The sequence below is a fragment of the Streptomyces sp. NPDC050287 genome, assembly GCF_044459385.1.
Taxonomy (GTDB): Bacteria; Actinomycetota; Actinomycetes; order Streptomycetales; family Streptomycetaceae; genus Streptomyces.
Genome location: NZ_JBITIY010000017.1, coordinates 46,979 through 65,418 on the forward strand (window position 1 = coordinate 46,979; position 18,440 = coordinate 65,418).

The 18,440-nt window shown below is 70.9% G+C and carries 13 protein-coding genes; 9 read left to right on the plus strand and 4 right to left on the minus strand.

Going from position 1 to position 18,440, the window contains the following annotated elements:
- Nucleotides 1-7 precede the first annotated feature (7 nt).
- Nucleotides 8-2,923 (minus strand): SpoIIE family protein phosphatase, encoded by a 2,916-nt coding sequence (locus tag ACIBK3_RS40010; protein ID WP_399372949.1) that lies wholly within the window; start codon nt 2,921-2,923, stop codon nt 8-10.
- Nucleotides 2,924-3,091: 168 nt separating this feature from the next.
- Between ACIBK3_RS40010 and rutA the strand changes: the two genes are divergently transcribed.
- The 3 genes from rutA (at nt 3,092) to ACIBK3_RS40025 (ending at nt 7,063) form a co-directional block, all read left to right on the plus strand.
- Complete coding sequence (gene rutA, locus ACIBK3_RS40015) at nt 3,092-4,174, plus strand: pyrimidine utilization protein A (RefSeq protein ID WP_399372950.1); 1,083 nt, start codon at nt 3,092-3,094, stop codon at nt 4,172-4,174.
- A gap of 428 nt (nt 4,175-4,602) precedes the next feature.
- A complete protein-coding gene (miaB, locus tag ACIBK3_RS40020) occupies nt 4,603-6,132 on the plus strand; it encodes a tRNA (N6-isopentenyl adenosine(37)-C2)-methylthiotransferase MiaB (RefSeq protein WP_399372951.1) in 1,530 nt (509 codons plus the stop codon).
- Nucleotides 6,133-6,301: 169 nt separating this feature from the next.
- Complete coding sequence (locus ACIBK3_RS40025; RefSeq protein ID WP_399372952.1) at nt 6,302-7,063, plus strand: class III extradiol dioxygenase subunit B-like domain-containing protein; 762 nt, start codon at nt 6,302-6,304, stop codon at nt 7,061-7,063.
- A 128-nt stretch (nt 7,064-7,191) separates the two neighbouring features.
- On the opposite strand, the gene ACIBK3_RS40030 is transcribed toward ACIBK3_RS40025, so the two are convergent.
- On the minus strand, nt 7,192-7,488 hold the full coding sequence (locus ACIBK3_RS40030) for an antitoxin (RefSeq protein ID WP_399372953.1): 297 nt from the start codon (nt 7,486-7,488) through the stop codon (nt 7,192-7,194).
- Between the two features lie 23 nt (nt 7,489-7,511).
- Entirely contained in the window at nt 7,512-7,820 is a 309-nt protein-coding gene (locus ACIBK3_RS40035; RefSeq protein WP_399372955.1) for a hypothetical protein, read from the minus strand.
- A gap of 183 nt (nt 7,821-8,003) precedes the next feature.
- Between ACIBK3_RS40035 and miaA the strand changes: the two genes are divergently transcribed.
- The 6 genes from miaA (at nt 8,004) to hflX (ending at nt 16,567) form a co-directional block, all read left to right on the plus strand.
- Complete coding sequence (miaA, locus tag ACIBK3_RS40040) at nt 8,004-8,942, plus strand: tRNA (adenosine(37)-N6)-dimethylallyltransferase MiaA (RefSeq protein ID WP_399372956.1); 939 nt, start codon at nt 8,004-8,006, stop codon at nt 8,940-8,942.
- A gap of 108 nt (nt 8,943-9,050) precedes the next feature.
- A complete protein-coding gene (locus ACIBK3_RS40045; RefSeq protein WP_399373066.1) occupies nt 9,051-9,569 on the plus strand; it encodes a hypothetical protein in 519 nt (172 codons plus the stop codon).
- Between the two features lie 364 nt (nt 9,570-9,933).
- Nucleotides 9,934-10,803 (plus strand): diaminopimelate epimerase, encoded by an 870-nt coding sequence (dapF, locus tag ACIBK3_RS40050; RefSeq protein ID WP_399372957.1) that lies wholly within the window; start codon nt 9,934-9,936, stop codon nt 10,801-10,803.
- A 209-nt stretch (nt 10,804-11,012) separates the two neighbouring features.
- On the plus strand, nt 11,013-13,226 hold the full coding sequence (locus ACIBK3_RS40055; RefSeq protein ID WP_399372958.1) for a RelA/SpoT family protein: 2,214 nt from the start codon (nt 11,013-11,015) through the stop codon (nt 13,224-13,226).
- Between the two features lie 161 nt (nt 13,227-13,387).
- A complete protein-coding gene (locus tag ACIBK3_RS40060) occupies nt 13,388-14,878 on the plus strand; it encodes a M1 family metallopeptidase (RefSeq protein WP_399372960.1) in 1,491 nt (496 codons plus the stop codon).
- A gap of 195 nt (nt 14,879-15,073) precedes the next feature.
- Nucleotides 15,074-16,567, plus strand: coding sequence for a GTPase HflX (hflX, locus tag ACIBK3_RS40065; protein WP_399372962.1), 1,494 nt, complete (start codon nt 15,074-15,076; stop codon nt 16,565-16,567).
- A 129-nt stretch (nt 16,568-16,696) separates the two neighbouring features.
- On the opposite strand, the gene ACIBK3_RS40070 is transcribed toward hflX, so the two are convergent.
- The gene (locus tag ACIBK3_RS40070) at nt 16,697-17,920 is read right to left on the minus strand and encodes a trypsin-like serine peptidase (RefSeq protein WP_399372964.1); all 1,224 of its coding nucleotides are present in this window, start codon (nt 17,918-17,920) and stop codon (nt 16,697-16,699) included.
- Nucleotides 17,921-18,440: the final 520 nt, after the last annotated feature.

The window sequence follows — 18,440 nt, forward strand, 5'->3', positions numbered from 1 at the left end:
ACCGCCTTCAAAGCAGCGCTTCCCAGTCCCCCTCGAAGTCTGCCGGGTTCAGGAACAGCCCGGCCATGTCGACGGGCGGCTCATGCTCGCCGTCCGGATCGGGCAGCGGCTGCTCGGTCCAGATGCACTTCCCCTTCGGGGTGTAGCGGGCGCCCCACTGCTCCGACAGCGCCGTGATCAGCTGCAGCCCCCGGCCTCCCTCGTCGGTCTCCGTCGCGCGGCGGATGCGGGGCATGGTCTGGCTGCCGTCGAAGACCTCGCAGACCAGATCGTCGCCGTACAGCAGACGCAGGCTCACCGGGCCCCGGGCGTGCCGGACCACGTTGCCCACGAGCTCGCTGGCCAGGAGTTCCGTGGTGGGGGCCAGATCGTTCAGGTTCCAGGCCGCCAGTTGTTCGCGGACATGACGGCGGGCCTGGCCGGCCGCTTTCGGATCCTCGGGCAGCGGCCAGGAGGCCATCCGGTCGGAGGGCAGCGAGTGCAGACGGGCGACGAGGAACGCGGCGTCGTCGGCGGCCTGCTGGTCGGTGGGCAGCAGGCCGGCCGTCAGCGTGTCGCACAGGCGCTCAAGATCGGCCACGGTCTCGACAGCGCGGCCCGCGTGCGCCGCGCTCAGCATCTCGGCCAGCTGTGCCATGCCCGCGTCGATGTCCCGCTTCGCCGACTCCACCAGTCCGTCGGTGTAGAGCACGAGCAGGCTGCCCTCGGGCACCTCCAGCTCGACCGTCTCGAACGGCGGCTCCGCCACGCCCAGCGGCGGGTCGGCCTCCGGCTGAGGGAAGTGCACGGTGCCGTCGGGATGGACCAGGGCGGGCGGCGGATGCCCGGCACGGACGACGGAACAGACCCGGGTCGTGGAGTCGTAGAGCGCGTAGAGGCAGGTGACGTACGACGTCTCGCCCATGCCGCCGACTATGTCGTTGAGGTGTCCCATGATCTCGTCGGGGGGCAGCTCCAGGTCGGCCAGCGTGTGGACGGCCGTGCGCAGCCGCCCCATGGTGGCCGCCTCCGGCAGACCGTGCCCCATGACGTCGCCGACCACCAGCGCCACCTGCCCGCCGGAGAGCGGGATGATGTCGTACCAGTCGCCGCCCACGTCCGCGCCCTGCCCGGCCGGGAGATAGCGGGCGGCGGCCGTGCACGCGGGCAGCTCGGGCAGCTCCTTGGGGAGCAGACTGCGCTGGAGTTCCCGGGACCGGGTGTGCTCGGCGTCATAGAGCCGGGCCCGCTCCAGGGACTGCGCGACAAGGGCGTTGATGGTGGTCAGGAGCGCGCGCTCCTCGTCGGTGAGCCGCCGCGGACGGTCGAAGGCCACGACGCACACCCCGAACGTGCGCCCGGACGCCGTGAGCGGCAGAAATGCCCACGCCTGTTTGCCGGCGTGCTCCGGCAGGCCGGTCAGCAGGGGTGAGCGCACGGTCAGCTCCTGGGGAGAGGACAGAAACAGCGGCGCGTTGGTGGCGATCACGTCCCAGGCCGGGTCGCCGAGGGTGCGGGGGCGGTTGTCGAGGACCTCGAGGAAGTCGTCCGGATAGCCGACGGCTCCGACGTTGTGGAGCCGGTCGCCCTCGATGACCTGGACCAGGATCCCGGCGGCGGCGAACGGGGGCAGCACCCGGCGGGCGACCGCGTCCACCACGTCCCGGGAGGTCGTCGCCGTGGCGAGTTCCGCGGTCAGCTCCGCTATCCGGCTCGCCCGCTCGGAGGCGGCGCGCTCGGCGGCCTTGCGCTCCTCGGCCAGACGTCGCCGCACGGTCACGTCGGTGAAGTAGAGGGTGCGCCCGTCGGGGCCCGGCACCAGCCGCAGGTGGTACAGCCGGCTGGTGTCCGGCATGTGCACGTCAAAGCCGGTGGGCTTCTCATCGGCGGCGGCCTCCCGGCAGCGGCTCTCCAGACCGGGCACCTGCCGGGTGGACGGCAGCTCCCACAGGAGGCGTCCGAACAGTTCCTCCTCGGAGAAGCCCAGGAAACGTTCCGCCTCCAGGTTGGCGAAGGTGATCCGCCACTCCTCGTCCACCGCCAGGAAGCCGTCGCTCATATGGCGCAGGGCCCGGCTGAGCGCGTCCCGGGCGGTCCGCGACTCGTTGCTCTCCCAGCCCACGCCGATCATCCGGTGGGGTTCGCCGTTTTCGTCGTACGTGGCCCGGCCTCGGGCCTGCGTCCAGCCGTACGTGCCGTCCAGGCGCCGTACCCGGTACTCGGCCTCGTACACGGTGTGGTCGAGGATCGCCTGCTGGGCCGCCGCCAGCGTCGGCGCCAGGTCGTCGGGGTGGACGATCCGCATCCAGTTCTCGATCTCGCCCGTGTAGTCGGCGGGCAGGGTGCCGTACAGATCCAGCGCCGCCTCGTCCCAGATCAGCTCGCCGGTGCGGATGTCCCAGTCCCACGAACCGACCTGGACCTCCTTCAGGGCCTGCCGCAGGCGCTCACCGCTCAGCTCCGTCTGCGCGGGCCCGGCCGGGGGCGGCGCCTGGGCCATCCGGTCCTCGGTCCAGGCGACGAGGTCCCGGAGGAAGTCCCACTGCTGCGGGGTCGGCTCACCCCGCTCGCCCACCAGGACGGTCAGCGCGCCGATACCGCGCTTTCCGCTGAACACCGGCAGGGAGGCCAGGCCCGTGCCGGGCCAGGTCACCTCCGGCCCGGAGGCGGCGGGGTCCAGCGGGACCCAGACGCCACTGCCCTGCTGGAGGGTGCGGGCGGGGGCCAGCGGCCCTTCCTGGTCGATGATCTCCCAGGAGCGGGTGAGGGCGGGAGGGAGGCCGGCGGCCGACACCAGGCGCAACGCGGACATCGGACCACGCAGGTGCATGGTGGCACCGAGCGCGGACAGCTCACCCACCGCGTGCTGCAGCGCCAGCCGGAAGACCTCGCTCTCCGTGACACCGGGGGCCACTGTGCGGAGCAGAGCGAGCCGTGCGTTCATGCCAGGAACGTATCGTTCCCGTCCTGGCCCGAAACCTCTTTCACACTTTCTCACCGGCGGCTTCCTGCCTGCTCCATGCCTCAACAGCGGGGAAGCCGGAGCGAGTTGTCGAAACGTGTCCCGTGTAGCGTGCCGTTCACGGGCAGGCCTGCGATCATGAGGAGCGGCATGGACATCGGTGTCTTCATCCCCATCGGCAACAACGGCTGGCTCATATCGAAGAGCTCGCCGCAGTACATGCCGACCTTCGACCTTAACAAGGCCGTGGTGCGGAAGGCAGAGGAGCACGGACTCGATTTCGCCCTGTCGATGATCAAACTCAAGGGCTTCGGCGGTGACACACAGTTCTGGGACCACTGCCTCGAGTCGTTCACGCTGATGGCGGGGCTGGCCGCAGTCACCGACCGGATCAAGCTGTACGCCTCCACCCCGATCCTCGCCCTGCCACCGGCGATCGTCGCGCGCATGGCGACCACGGTCGACTCCATCGCCCCGGGGCGGTTCGGCGTCAACATCGTCACCGGCTGGGCACCCGGCGAGTACGCGCAGATGGGCCTGTGGCCCGGCGACGAGCACTTCGGCAACCGCTACGCCCGGGCCGTCGAGTACGTCACCGTGATGAAGGAGCTGTGGAGCGAGGGCGTCAGCAACTTCAAGGGCGAGTTCTACGAGATGGACGACTGCGTGCTGTCCCCGCAGCCGGTGGACGGGCACATCGACATCGTTGCCGCGGGGCAGAGCAGCACCGGAATGCGGTTCGCCGCCGAACACGCCGACTACAACTTCATCCTGGGCAGCGGCGTCAACACCCCGCTCGCTTTCTCGGACACCACCGCCGCGCTGGTGGACGCGGTGCGGGAGACGGGCCGCGACGTGGGCGCGCTCTCCCTCTTCATGGTCATCGCGGACGAGACCGACGAGGCCGCGCGCGCGAAGTGGCAGGACTACCACGACAACGCCGACCGCGCGGCGCTGGCGTACATGGCGGGCGAGTCCGCCACGGACACCACGTCCGACGGCTCCTCCACCGCCCGGACCATCTCGCTGCCCGAGGGTGCCGTGAACTTCAACATGGGCACGCTCGTCGGCTCGTACGAGACCGTCGCGGCGATGCTCGACGAGATCGCCGAGGTCCCCGGCACCAAGGGGATCATGCTGGTCTTCGACGACTTCCTCGAAGGGCTCGACAACTTCGGCACACGCATCCAGCCGCTGATGAGGTCCAGGTCGGGGCGGTCGGCGGCGGTCTGAGCCGCGGGGCCGGGGGGGGTGCGTGCCGGCCACCTTCACGTGCCCCCTGCCGGCCGATCCCGGCCCATGACCTCGCCGTTGACCGAGGCGACGTAGGAACACCTCGGAAGCGGCGAGGGCCAGGACGTCCAGTGGTGGCCCTGTCGTCTTCCGCCGGCGCCCGCAAGTGGGCCCGCGCGACCAGGACCGCCAAGCCCTCCAACCACGCGTCCGTCAATTCCCCTTGCTCGCGCGGATCCTGATGACAACGGGACTCAGCCGCAGCCCCACGCCTCATCGATCGGTGTCCGCCGGACCAGGGAGCTCTGCCACGGGGCCGCCGGTGAAGGACGGGCGGTGACGGACGCGCGGTGAAGGACGGGCAGTGAAGGACGGGCAGTGAAAGAAGGGCTGAGCGCAGCGCTCTCAGGAGCACCTACCCTTGGTTCATGACCAGCAGCAGCGACCGGAGCCCGGCAGTGGACGTTCGATCATCCAAGAGCTATGAGATCCGCACCTACGGGTGCCAGATGAACGTCCACGACTCCGAGCGATTGTCCGGGCTGCTCGAAGACGCCGGATACGTGCGCGCACCCGAGGGCTCGGACGGCGACGCCGACGTCGTCGTGTTCAACACCTGCGCGGTGCGCGAGAACGCCGACAACCGGCTGTACGGCAACCTCGGCCGGCTCGCCCCGATGAAGACGAAGCGTCCCGGCATGCAGATCGCGGTCGGCGGCTGCCTCGCCCAGAAGGACCGCGACACCATCGTGAAGAAGGCGCCCTGGGTGGACGTCGTCTTCGGCACGCACAACATCGGCAAGCTGCCGGTCCTGCTGGAGCGCGCCCGCGTCCAGGAGGAGGCGCAGGTCGAGATCGCCGAGTCCCTGGAGGCGTTCCCGTCCACCCTGCCGACCCGGCGGGAGAGCGCGTACGCGGCCTGGGTGTCGATCTCCGTCGGCTGCAACAACACCTGCACCTTCTGCATCGTCCCGGCGCTGCGCGGCAAGGAGAAGGACCGCCGCACCGGCGACATCCTGGCCGAGATCGAGGCCCTGGTCGCCGAGGGCGTCTCCGAGATCACCCTGCTCGGCCAGAACGTCAACGCCTACGGCTCCGACATCGGCGACCGCGAGGCCTTCAGCAAGCTGCTGCGGGCCTGCGGCACCATCGAGGGCCTGGAGCGCGTCCGCTTCACCTCCCCGCATCCGCGCGACTTCACCGACGACGTCATCGCGGCCATGGCGGAGACCCCGAACGTGATGCCGCAACTGCACATGCCCCTGCAGTCCGGTTCGGACACGATCCTGAAGGCGATGCGCCGCTCGTACCGCCAGGAGCGCTACCTCGGGATCATCGAGAAGGTCCGCGCCGCGATCCCGCACGCGGCGATCACCACCGACATCATCGTGGGTTTCCCCGGCGAGACCGAGGAGGACTTCGAGCAGACCTTGCACGTCGTCCGTGAGGCCCGGTTCGCGCAAGCGTTCACGTTCCAGTACTCCAAGCGGCCCGGTACCCCCGCCGCGACCATGGAGGACCAGATCCCCAAGGAGGTCGTCCAGGCGCGCTACGAGCGTCTCGTCGCCCTCCAGGAGGAGATCTCCTGGGAGGAGAACAAGAAGCAGGTCGGCCGCACGCTCGACCTCATGGTCGCCGAGGGCGAGGGCCGCAAGGACGGCGCCACCCACCGCCTCTCCGGCCGCGCCCCCGACAACCGCCTGGTGCACTTCACCAAGCCCGAGCAGGAGGTCCGCCCCGGCGACGTGGTCACGGTAGAGATCACGTACGCCGCCCCGCACCACCTCCTCGCGGAGGGCGCTGCTCTGCGGGTGCGCCGCACGCGCGCGGGTGACGCCTGGGAGAAGCGGAACGCGGAGAAGGCCGCCAAGCCGGCGGGCGTGTTGCTGGGCCTGCCGAAGATCGGCGCACCGGCTCCTCTGCCGGTCGCCACCGGGAGCGGCTGCGGCTGCGACTGACGGCGGTTGCTCGGACGCGGACGCGAGGGCGACCGGGGCGCCGACGCCTATGGTGGCCGCGGCGCCGATGTCGACACTGATTGCGGCGCCGATGTCGACGGTGGCCGTTACCGCGCCGCCGCGACGGTCGGGTGACGCCCGGCCGCCGTACGGCGTTACGCTGCCGATCATGCTCGTCGCCGCCGCAGTCTGCCCCTGCCCACCCCTTCTCGTGCCCGATGTCGCCGCAGGCGCCGCCTCCGAGCTGGACGCCGCGCGGGCCGCGTGCACGGACGCGCTCAGTGTCCTCGCCGCCGCCCGGCCCGACCGGCTGGTGGTCGTCGGGCCCGCCGACGAGAGCGGACGGGGGCCGCACCCGGAGGGGACGAGGGGCTCGTTCCGCGGGTTCGGCGTGGACTTGGACGTATGCCTGGGCGCGGCCAACGCCGCCGCCACCGCCTCCGACACGGTCCCCGTCGAGGGCGGGGACGGGAGCGGAGCACCCGGGCGGGCCCTTCCGCCCTCCCTCGCGGTGGCCGCGTGGCTGCTGGAGCGGGTCGGATGGTCGGATGTCCCGATCGAGGGACTCGGTGTGGGGGAACCTCTTGCGCCCGAGCGGTGTATCCACGTCGGAAGGGACATCGCCGCCGGGGCCGAGCGGGTGGCGCTGCTGGTGATGGGCGACGCCAGCGCCTGCCGCACGCTCAAAGCCCCGGGCTACTACGACGAGCGGGCGGCACCCTTCGACGCGGAGGTCGCACGTGCGCTGGGCGCGGGGGACGTGGCGGCACTGCGGGCACTGGACGCCGATCTGGCGTATCAACTGAAGGCCGCCGGCCGGGCCCCTTGGCAGGTCCTGGCCGGCGCCGCCGAGGGAGCGGGCCTCGGTGGCGCCGTGCTGTACGAGGACGCGCCGTACGGGGTGGGATACGTGGTGGCGAGCTGGTCGTGACGCGACCGGCGCGAGGGTAGGACGAGGCAGGGCTCGGCGCAGGACCCGCAGGATCCCGGAGGGCCCCGGACACGGCGGACGGCCGGGAGCGTGATGCTCCGCGGCCGTCCGTCGATGCGCCGTGCCGTTCAGGATGCCGGCGGGGGCGAGCCCGGCGGTGTGCCGCTGTCGCCGCTCGGACCGGCGCCGGGCCCCGTACCGGCCGGACCCGTGCCCTCCTTGCCCGCGAGACGGTCCATGGCGTCCTTGGCCTTGCCCGTTCCGGTGTGGATCGTTTCGCTGTACTTGCCCTTGGTCTTCTCGTCGACTGCCTTCGCAGCCCGGTCGAGGCCACGTTCGATCTTGTCCCCGTGCTGCTGCGCGAGGCCGGAAACCTTTTCCTTCGCCGGGCTGAGCTTGGCCTTCATATTGTCCAGGAGACCCATGATCCACCTTCCGTGACGGGCGGTTACCTGCGGGCGCCTTCCCCGGCCTCGTTGTCGGCAACCTCTTCGACGGACTGCTGCTTGGGGATCTCGACGCCGTCGCCGGTGGCGTCGTCGGCGGCGCCTGCCGCTGCCGCCGTCTCCACCGCCGCGTCCTCGGCCTCGGCGTCCGCCGCGGCTTTCGACTCTGTCTCCGCCTCCGGCTCCGTCGACCCCTTCGCCTCTGCCGCCTCCTGAGCCCCCGGCTCGGCCGTCGCCGCGTCGGCCCGCGCCTCGGCGGGTGCCTCCTCCGTGGCCTTCTTCCTCCTGAGAAGTCGTGCGAAAACGCCCATATCCACTCCATACGCTACTCATGCGGGCGAAATCCCGCGCCGTCCGGTGCGTCCGTTTGCGTCGCCCGGGTCGCCGCCTCTGTGAACGGGCGGCGGAGAACCTCGCAACTGGGAACGACGTCGCACCCGGACCGTCACGTAACTCGTTCGAGGCCACGGCGGCAGGTTTGCGAGACTGGGGCGGTGAGCAGCACACCCCCCGCCCCCCGTGTCATCGCCGTCGTCGGACCCACCGCGGCCGGAAAGTCCGATCTGGGCGTCTTTCTGGCCCGGCGACTCGGCGGCGAGGTCGTCAACGCCGACTCCATGCAGCTCTACCGAGGGATGGACATCGGCACCGCCAAGCTGACGCCCGAGGAACGTGCGGGCGTCCCACACCACCTCCTGGACATCTGGGACGTGACGGTGGCCGCATCCGTCGCCGAGTACCAGAGGCTGGCGCGTGAACGCATCGACGCACTGCTCGCCGAGGGCCGCTGGCCCATCCTCGTCGGCGGTTCCGGCCTGTATGTCCGCGGGGCCGTCGACAACCTGGAGTTCCCGGGCACCGATCCCGAGGTCAGGGCCCGGCTGGAGGACGAGCTCACCCTGCGGGGTTCCGGCGCGCTGCACGCCCGTCTGTCGGCCGCCGACCCCGAGGCCGCACACGCGATTCTGCCCAGCAACGGCCGCCGTATCGTCCGGGCCCTCGAAGTCATCGAGATCACCGGCCGGCCCTTCACCGCCAACCTGCCCGGCCATGACTCCGTCTACGACACTCTGCAGATCGGCGTCGACGTGGCTCGCCCCGAACTCGACGAGCGCATCGCGCGCAGGGTCGACCGGATGTGGGAGTCCGGACTCGTGGAGGAGGTGCGCCAACTGGAGGCGCAGGGGTTGCGGGAGGGGCGTACGGCCTCCCGCGCCCTCGGCTACCAGCAGGTGCTCGCGGCGCTCGCCGGGGAGTGCGGGATGGAGGAGGCGCAGGCGGAGACGATTCGTGCCACCAAGCGCTTCGCGCGCCGTCAGGATTCGTGGTTCAGGCGCGACCCGCGGGTGCACTGGTTGAGTGGGGCTGCGGCGGATCTCACAGAACTTCCGCGGCTCGCACTGACGTTGGTCGAACGACCGGTTACAGCCTGATCACGTCATGGCATCGGGACGCTCCGGCCGTCATCGAGGGCTCCGGCGCCGTGCCATCATCGAGCTTCGATCGACCAAGTGGAGTCCAAGTTGGGAGGGCGCGTGGCGATGGAGGCCGGCCCTCGCGACACCGCACAAGGCACCGAGCACCTCACTGCGGAGAACGGCGAACCGGAGCAGGACGACGACCGTCTGAGCGACGGGCGTCTGAGTTCCGACGGGCCTGACGAGACGCCGGACGGGGTGACCGCCGACGGCCCCGAACCGGAGGAGATGTTCCCGGGCGGCCCGGAGGTCGAGGTAGAGCTCCGTCCACAGCGTCGGCTGCGCATCTGGCAGCTCGCGCCCATCGTGAGTCTCGCCGCGGTCGGCTCCCTGATGTTCGCCTTCCCGCTCGCCTTCGACTTCGGCGACAGCGGCGCCGTGATCGCGATGCTGGGCCTTCTGATCTGCTCGTGCTCGGCCGGCTGGGGCATGATGGCCGCCCGCCGCGTCGGGTACACGTTGCCCGGGCTGCCGCCGCGCGGCGCCGGCCGCCGACCTGACTGGCGGGTGGTGATCGCCTACGTCGTGCTGGTCGCCGCGGTGGTCATCCTCGCCGTCTGGCGCGTGGCCCGACTGCGCTGACGCGGGGCAGGAGCCGGGAGACCGCCCCGCGCGAGTCCACGCGCGCGGAGGAGTGCGGATCTCCGCCCAGATCACGCGCGTCTCCAGGCCGCGAGCGCCACGCGCGCGCGTGGGGGTGCGGGTCTCCGTCCGGACCATGTTCGTCTCCGGGCCGTGAGCGGAGGGGGCGCCGACCTCCGCGAGTCCCGCCCGCGCGTGGGGGTGTCGACCTGGCGTCCGAACGATGCTCGTCTCCGGTCCGCGAGTCCGACCGCGCGCGGAGGCGGAGGGAATGCCGCCCCCGCCCAGATCACGTGCGACCCCAGGTAGCGAGCGCCACGCCCGCGTAGGCCGGGGTGTCGTAGCCACCCCGTACGATCGAGGAATGAGCACGCGGATCGCCTTCCTCAAGGGGCACGGCACGGAGAACGACTTCGTGATCGTCCCGGACCCCGAGAACGCCATCGACCTGCCCCCTGCCGCCGTCGCCGCCCTGTGCGACCGCCGCGCGGGCATCGGCGGTGACGGACTGCTGCACGTCGTGCGGTCCGCCGCGCACCCCGAGGCCAAGGACATGGCGGCCGAGGCGGAGTGGTTCATGGATTACCGCAACGGCGACGGCTCGATCGCGGAGATGTGCGGCAACGGCGTGCGCGTGTTCGCGCGCTACCTCCAGCGCGCCGGGTACGCCGGTGAGGGCGACCTCGCGATCGCCACGCGTGGGGGCGTGAAGACCGTGCACATCGCCAAGGAGGGCGACATCACGGTCGGTATGGGCAGGGCACTGCTCCCCGAAGGGGACGTCACCGTGAGCGTCGGCGAGCGCAACTGGCCCGCGCGGAACGTGAACATGGGCAACCCGCACGCCGTCGCCTTCGTGGACGACCTCGCGCACGCGGGCAGTCTGTACGACCCGCCGCCCTTCAGCCCGGCCGCCGCCTACCCGGACGGGGTCAACGTCGAGTTCGTGGTCGACCGCGGTCCGGGTCACGTGGCCCTGCGCGTGCACGAGCGCGGCGCCGGTGAGACCCGCTCGTGCGGCACGGGCGCGTGCGCCGTCGCCGTGGCCGCCGCCCGCAGGGACGGTGCCGACCCGGCCGTCACCGGCACCCCGGCGACATACACGGTCGACGTACCCGGTGGCACCCTGGTGATCACCGAGCGGCCCGACGGCGAGATCGAGATGACCGGTCCCGCCGTGATCGTCGCCGAGGGCGAGATCGACGCGGAGTGGCTGGAAGCCTCCGTCCGCTGACCCGGCCGTAGTCATGGGACGCCAAACCGTAAACCTCCGAACCGTCGCTCGAATGGGTGATCCTTTTCACGCTCGGCGAGAGGCGGTCAGACGCACGTGATGGGCTCGATAGCATCAAGCACCGGCCCGGACGGGGGACCGATGCCATCCCCTGAGCCGTGTCCGCCCTGGGGCACCCCGTCCGCCGGTCCACGCAGCCGGAGGTGCCCATGAGTGCGGAGGCCACGAACCCCGCGAGCCCAGGCCCGGTGACAGCAGGCCCTGTCCTGCCGACAGTGCCCCGCAGGAAGGCCCGCGCGCGGATCGACCTGCGCCGCCTCGGCCGGGCCGCGCTGCTCGGTCCCACCGCCCGTGACCGGCTGCCCGACGCGATCGGCCATGTGGCCGAGGCCCACCGCGCCCACTACCCCGACGCCGACCTCGAGCCGCTGCGGCACGCGTACGTCCTGGCCGAGTCCTCGCACCGCGGCCAGATGCGCAAGAGCGGTGAGCCGTACATCACCCATCCGCTCGCGGTGACCCTGATCCTCGCCGAACTCGGCGCCGAGACAACGACGCTGACGGCGTCCCTGCTCCATGACACCGTCGAGGACACGGACGTGACGCTCGATCAGGTCCGTGAGCAGTTCGGCGAGGAGGTCCGCTTCCTCGTCGACGGCGTGACGAAGCTGGAGAAGGTCGACTACGGCGCCGCCGCCGAGCCCGAGACCTTCCGCAAGATGCTCGTCGCCACCGGCAACGACGTCCGCGTGATGTCGATCAAGCTCGCCGACCGCCTGCACAACATGCGCACCCTCGGTGTGATGCGCCCCGAGAAGCAGGCCCGTATCGCCAAGGTCACCCGCGACGTCCTCATCCCGCTCGCCGAACGGCTCGGCGTGCAGGCGCTCAAGACCGAACTGGAGGACCTGGTCTTCGCGATCCTGCGCCCCGAGGAGTACCAGCACACCCGGGAGCTGATCGTCGACAACGCGTCCCGCACGGACGACCCGCTCGCCGAGGCGGCCGACGAGATGCGGACGGTGCTGCGGGACGCCGACATCCAGGCCGAAGTCCTCATCCGGCCCCGGCACTTCGTCTCTCTGCACCGCGTGGCACGCAAACGCGGCCGGCTGCGCGGCTCCGACTTCGGCCGGCTGCTCGTGCTGGTGAACGAGGACGCCGACTGCTACGGCGTCCTGGGCGAACTCCACACCTGTATGAAGCCCGTGGTCTCCGAGTTCAAGGACTTCATCGCCGTACCCAAGTTCAACCTGTACCAGTCGCTGCACACAGCCGTGGCCCGCCAGGACGGTCAGGTCGTCGAAGTCCTCATCCGCACCCACCAGATGCACAAGGTCGCCGAGGCCGGTGTCATCGCGCTCGGCAATCCCTACGCTCCTCCTTCGGAGGAGCAGAGCGTCTCGGGCGACGGTGAGCGGGTCGACCCCACCCGGCCGGGCTGGCTCTCCCGCCTCCTCGACTGGCAGGAGGCAGCGCCCGACCCCGACACCTTCTGGTCCACCCTCCGCGAGGACCTCGCCCAGGACCGCGAGATCACCGTCTTCCGCCCCGACGGCGGCACCCTGGGTCTGCCCGAGGGCGCGACCTGTGTGGACGCCGCCTACGCGCAGTACGGCGAGGACGCGCACGCGTGCATCGGCGCGCGCGTCAACGGCCGCCTGGCGACTCTGAGCACGGTGCTGAAGGACGGCGACACCGTCCAGCTGCTCATGGGGCAGGACCCCGCCTCCGAGCCCTCCAGGGAGTGGCTGGAGCACGCCCACACGCCCGCCGCCCGGATCGCCATCCAGCGGTGGATCGCCACGCACCCGACCCCCGCCGCACCGTTGGACGGGGAGACGGGGCCGTCCCCCCAGCCGCCCGTGACGGCCTTCCGGTCCGGCGCCGAAGGTCTCGCTCCCCGGGCCGCCGCCGACCGTCCCGCCGCCGCGCCCGTCGACGAGGGGCCCCCGGCCGACCGTCCCGCCGCCGCGAACGCCGTCGTCGACCAGCCCGGGGCGAGCGTACGGCTCGCCGGCTGCTGTACGCCCGTACCGCCCGACGAGGTGACCGGATTCGTCGTGCGCGGTGGAGCGGTGACCGTCCACCGCGTGGAGTGCCCGGCGGTGGAGCGTATGAAGAGCGCGGGGCGCGCGGAGGTCGGCGTGCGCTGGGGGGACACCACCGGGTGCCGGGTCACCCTGTTCGCCGAATCGTTCGGCCGCCCGCATCTGCTCGCGGACCTCACCGAGGCGATGGCCCTGGAGGGCGCCGAGATCGTCTCGGCGACCGTCGAACCCCCGAGCCGACAGCGCGTACGGCACACCTACACGGTCCAGCTCCCTGACGCGGCCCACCTGCCGGCCCTCATGCGGGCGATGCGCAACGTCCCCGGCGTGTACGACGTGAGCCGGGCACAGCCGCAGGCGCTGGGGGACTGAGTCGCCCACGGGGCCGAGTGCCGGATCACCCGCGGGGTTCCGGGACCGAATCACCCGCAGCCTCCCGGAGTGTGTCACCCGCCGGGTACCGGCCTACCCGTTCGGGTGGGCAGATCGCGTGCCGTCGCCCCCGGGCGCTCATGCGCTGGTAGCGGTGGTGCATGCTGCTCATCCCCTGCTCCCCGGCTCCCCCGGCCCGCCGCAGACCCCTTGGACGCCCGAAGACCCCAGGACGCCTGAAGGCGACCGCACTCCTCGCCTCCGCCCTCTCCGCCTGCCTCCTCGCCGCGAGCGCTCCCGTGACCCCGCTCGGTGTCGGCGACCGTCTCTTCCCGTACCTCGGCAACCCCGGCTACGACGTGGCGTCGTACCATGTCTCCCTCACCTATCCCGGCAGCAACAGCAAGCCGCTGCAGGCGGTCACCACCATCGACGCGTGGACGACGACCCCACTGGACCGCGTCAACCTCGACTTCACGCACGGCACCGTCGGCTCGGTCGAGGTCGACGGCGAGCCCGCCGCCTTCACCAGCGCCGGCGAGGACCTCGTGGTCACTCCCGAGGACCCGCTGCCCGAAGGCAGCTGGATGCGGATCACCGTGCGTCACACCAGCGACCCGACGCCCGCCCAGAACCGCGACGGCGGCTGGGTGCGCACCGCGGACGGACTCGTCATGGCCAACCAGGCCGACGTCGCCCACCTGGTGTTCCCGTGCAACGACCACCCCTCCGACAAGGCCATGTTCACCTTCCAGGTCACCGCGCCCGACGACTACATCGCCGTCGCGAGCGGCCTGCCCACCGGCGTGGAGCGGGACGGGCGGCTGAGGACCTGGACGTACCGGACCCAGCACCCGATGGCCACCGAGCTCGCCCAGGTCTCCATCGGCCGCTCCAGTGTGCTGCACCGCACCGGCCCGCACGACCTGCTGCTCCGGGACGTCGTGCCCAACAAGGACCGCCGCGCGCTCGAACCGTGGCTCAAGAAGACTTCCGGCCAGATCGCCTGGATGGAGGGCAAGGTCGGGCGGTACCCCTTCGAGACGTACGGCCTGCTCATGACCGACGCCGACACCGGATTCGAGCTGGAGACCCAGACACTCTCTCTCTTCGAGAGAGACCTGTTCACCCGGCCCGCACACCCCCGGTGGTACGTCGAGTCGATCATGGTGCACGAGCTGTCCCACCAGTGGTTCGGCGACAGCGTCAGTCCCCGCACCTGGTCCGACCTGTGGCTGAGCGAGGGCCACGCCACCTGGTACGAGGCCCTGTACGCCGAGGAGAAGGCAAAGCGCTCCCTGGAGGCGAGGATGAAGACGGCGTACCGAGCCTCCGACCGCTGGCGCGCGACAGGTGGCCCCCCGGCGGCCCCCAGGGTGCCGGACCCCGGCCAAAAGATCAGCATCTTCCGGCCGAACGTCTACGACGGCGCCGCGCTGGTCCTGTACGCCCTGCGCCAGGAGATCGGCCGCCTCGCCTTCGAACAAGTGGAACGGGCTTGGGTGAGCCGCTACCAGGACGCCTCGGCGACGACCGAGGACTTCGTCAGCCTCGCCTCCGAGATCTCCGGCCGTGACCTCGGCGGGTTCTTCAAGGCCTGGCTCTACGAGGAGAAGACCCCGCCCATGCCCGGCCACCCGGACTGGAAGTAGGTCGCGCCCCAGCGTCAGGGGGCGACATAAGACAGTGACGAGACGGGCCGTGCCGTGCGACCATCATCAGGTCGGCACGGCACCGACGGGAATCTCCCGGAGCTCTCGTGCGTTGAAAACAGTGACGCAGCAGCTCAGAAGCTCGGCTTCCGCCCTGCCGCCGCCTATCGGAATCCCCATCGACGTAAGGACCCAATGACCTCCTCTTCATCTTCTTCCCAGGACACGCAGCGCCTCGCGCCGTCTCACCCCGAAGGTCTTCGGGCCGATGCCCTGATGGAAGAGGACGTCGCCTGGAGCCACGACATCGACGGAGAGCGGGACGGCGACCAGTTCGACCGCTCCGACCGCGCGGCCCTGCGCCGCGTCGTGGGCCTCTCCACCGAACTCGAGGACGTCACCGAGGTCGAGTACCGCCAGCTCCGCCTGGAGCGGGTCGTCCTCGTCGGCGTCTGGACCTCGGGGACGGTGCAGGACGCGGAGAACTCCCTGGCGGAGCTCGCCGCCCTCGCGGAGACCGCGGGCGCGTTGGTGCTCGACGGTGTGATCCAGCGCCGTGACAAGCCCGACGCGGCCACCTACATCGGCTCCGGCAAGGCCGACGAGCTGCGGGACGTCGTCCTCGAATCGGGCGCGGACACCGTCATCTGCGACGGTGAGCTCAGCCCCGGCCAGCTCATCCACCTCGAAGACGTCGTCAAGGTCAAGGTCATCGACCGGACGGCCCTGATCCTCGACATCTTCGCCCAGCACGCCAAGTCCCGGGAGGGCAAGGCACAGGTCGCACTCGCGCAGATGCAGTACATGCTGCCGAGGCTGCGAGGCTGGGGTCAGTCGCTGTCCCGTCAGATGGGCGGTGGCAAGGGCGGCGGCCTCGCCACCCGTGGTCCCGGTGAGACCAAGATCGAGACGGACCGGCGTCGGATCCGCGAGAAGATGGCGAAGATGCGCCGGGAGATCGCGGACATGAAGACCGGCCGCGAGATCAAGCGCCAGGAACGCAAGCGCCACAAGGTGCCCTCGGTCGCCATCGCGGGCTACACCAACGCCGGCAAGTCCTCGCTGCTCAACCGCCTCACGGGCGCGGGCGTGCTGGTCGAGAACGCCCTGTTCGCGACCCTCGACCCGACCGTGCGGCGGGCCGAGACCCCGAGCGGTCGTCTGTACACGCTGGCCGACACGGTCGGTTTTGTACGGCACCTGCCGCACCACCTGGTCGAGGCGTTCCGCTCCACCATGGAGGAGGTGGGCGAGTCCGACCTGATCTTGCACGTGGTGGACGGCTCGCATCCGAACCCCGAGGAGCAGCTGGCCGCCGTACGCGAGGTGATCAGGGACGTCGGCGCCACCGGCGTACCCGAGATCGTCGTGATCAACAAGGCGGACGCGGCCGACCCGCTGACGCTCCAGCGGCTGATGCGGAACGAGAAGCGTTCGATCGCGGTCTCGGCCCGTACCGGCCGGGGCATCACCGAACTGCTCGCACTGATCGACAACGAGCTGCCGCGACCCTCGGTCGAGATCGAGGCGCTCGTGCCGTACACCCACGGCAAGCTGGTCGCCCGTGCCCACGACGAGGGCGAGGTGATCTCCGCGGAACACACCCCGGAGGGCACCCTGCTCAAGGCGCGGGTGCACGAGGAACTGGCGGCGGACCTCGCGTTGTACGTCCCGGCACCGCTCGCCTGAGCCGTCGTGGAAACGTCGCTCAAGTCGGCGTAGCACAGCCGGCCTGAAGGCCTGCCCCCTGCCGACCGCAGGGGGCAGGCCTTCAGCGTGTCCGGACCACCGGGCGCCGAGGTCTCCCCGCCCCCACGGTCACTGGCCCGCGAACTTCTTGCTGACGGAGCCGTACACGCCCCGTGCCACCTCACCCAGACGCGGGCCGGCCAGCCAGCCGGCCGTCGCCGGGCCGATCGAGGTGTTGGACACCAGCGCCGGCTTGCCGTCCGAGCCCGGGGCGACCCAGCCACCCCCGGACGAACCGCCCGTCATGGTGCATCCGATCCGGTACATCGTCGGGTCCGCCTTGTTGATCGACAGCCGTCCCGGCTTGTCCTGGCACTGGTACAGCGCCTGTCCGTCGAACGGCGGCGCGGCCGGGTAACCGGTCGCCGTGATGCTGTCGACGCTGGTCACCGCCGGAGCGTTGAAGTCCACCGGAAGCGCAGAACCGACCGTCTCCTCCAGGGACTTGCCGTTGCCGCCGTCCTCCGGGGTCACATGAATGACCGCGAAGTCGTACGAGGCACCGTCACCGCCCGTCTCACCGCCCTGCTCGATCCACTGGTCGGAGGTCTGCGCCCAGTCGGCCCACCAGACACCGTACGGAGCGACCTCCTCCTCGGTGGCGTTCTGAAGTTCCCCGGCCGACTTGCCCTGGTCGTTGTACGACGGCGCGAACGCGATGTTGCGGTACCAGCCGCCCTTCTTGCCGGCGTGCACACAGTGGCCCGCCGTCCACACCAGGTTGGACTTGCCGGGGTGGGCCGGGTCCTCCACGACGGTGGCCGAGCAGACCATGGTGCCCTCGGGGGAGTCGAAGAACACCTTGCCCGCCTCGGGGACGTTGGCATGGTACGTAGGCGACACGGCCTTCGCGTCCACCGGCTCGGGCGTCGGGTCGGTCACTCCCTGGTCACCGGTGAGGCCGCCGGCGTCGACGGCCTTGTCCGGGTCGTCGGCGTCCCGCATCCGGTCCGGATTCCACAGACCCTTGATGATCGGGTTGATGTACTCGTCAGCCTCGCGCAGCCAGTCGTCCTTGTCCCAGTTCTTCCAGGCGCCGTTCTTCCACTTGTCGATGTCGATCCCGTGCTCTTTTAGCTTGTTCTTGATGTCGTCCGGGATCGTGATCTTGCCGTCGCCCTCGGACGCGGCGGGGGCGCTGGCCTCGCCGCCTGCCTCGGCACCGCCCGAGTCGCAGGCGGTGGCGGTGAGCGCGAGCGCCGACGCGAGTGCGACGGCGGCCAGCACGGGGGAGGTTGTGCGGCGCGCGTTCCTCCCTTGGCGCTCGGTGAAGGACGGCCGTATCGATCGCATGTCTGACTCCCCCTGGGTGGACGAACGTGACGCTCTGGCGGTGACCCCGAGCCGAACCCGGCCGAAACCCAGCCGATCTGACTCTGATCTCACGCCGAGTTCCTACCAGTCTCACGGGCTTCGGGAACGGCCTCACACGATATGCGCTCGCCGGGGGCGACTTCCCCCGGGACGGCGACGGTTTCGCTACGGGCTGCATGATCTGGCAACTCGTCCGGCACACCTCCGATTTGACGTCCGCATCGGTGACAGCGACCCGCCGTCGGCGGGGCCGGCCGGCACGCGGTCGCCCGGGCGATACCGGCCGCGGAGGTCCCTTGGTGGGGCGCGCGCCCCGCAGCGGTAGTCCTGCGGACAAGCCGCGCACCCATGCGCGCGCCCTGCCGGAAGGGGCCGTCAGGGCAAGGATCTTGAGGCGACCCGTAACCCGGTGAGGGGCTCGGGGTTGGTAGCGGTGGGGACTTGCTGCCGGTGGTGGTCGGTCGGGTCTCCTGTGCCCAATTCCCCGGCGATTTCGAGT

What these genes read in the sequence shown, in the direction of transcription:
- ACIBK3_RS40060 (WP_399372960.1), top strand. Translation starts at nt 13,388, where the DNA reads ATGCTGCTCATCCCCTGCTCCCCGGCTCCCCCGGCCCGCCGCAGACCC.
- hflX (WP_399372962.1), top strand. Translation starts at nt 15,074, where the DNA reads ATGACCTCCTCTTCATCTTCTTCCCAGGACACGCAGCGCCTCGCGCCG.
- ACIBK3_RS40055 (WP_399372958.1), top strand. Translation starts at nt 11,013, where the DNA reads ATGAGTGCGGAGGCCACGAACCCCGCGAGCCCAGGCCCGGTGACAGCA.
- ACIBK3_RS40010 (WP_399372949.1), bottom strand. Translation starts at nt 2,923, where the DNA reads ATGAACGCACGGCTCGCTCTGCTCCGCACAGTGGCCCCCGGTGTCACG.
- ACIBK3_RS40035 (WP_399372955.1), bottom strand. Translation starts at nt 7,820, where the DNA reads ATGGGCGTTTTCGCACGACTTCTCAGGAGGAAGAAGGCCACGGAGGAG.
- ACIBK3_RS40045 (WP_399373066.1), top strand. Translation starts at nt 9,051, where the DNA reads ATGGAGGCCGGCCCTCGCGACACCGCACAAGGCACCGAGCACCTCACT.
- ACIBK3_RS40070 (WP_399372964.1), bottom strand. Translation starts at nt 17,920, where the DNA reads ATGCGATCGATACGGCCGTCCTTCACCGAGCGCCAAGGGAGGAACGCG.
- dapF (WP_399372957.1), top strand. Translation starts at nt 9,934, where the DNA reads ATGAGCACGCGGATCGCCTTCCTCAAGGGGCACGGCACGGAGAACGAC.
- miaB (WP_399372951.1), top strand. Translation starts at nt 4,603, where the DNA reads ATGACCAGCAGCAGCGACCGGAGCCCGGCAGTGGACGTTCGATCATCC.
- ACIBK3_RS40030 (WP_399372953.1), bottom strand. Translation starts at nt 7,488, where the DNA reads ATGGGTCTCCTGGACAATATGAAGGCCAAGCTCAGCCCGGCGAAGGAA.
- ACIBK3_RS40025 (WP_399372952.1), top strand. Translation starts at nt 6,302, where the DNA reads ATGCTCGTCGCCGCCGCAGTCTGCCCCTGCCCACCCCTTCTCGTGCCC.
- rutA (WP_399372950.1), top strand. Translation starts at nt 3,092, where the DNA reads ATGGACATCGGTGTCTTCATCCCCATCGGCAACAACGGCTGGCTCATA.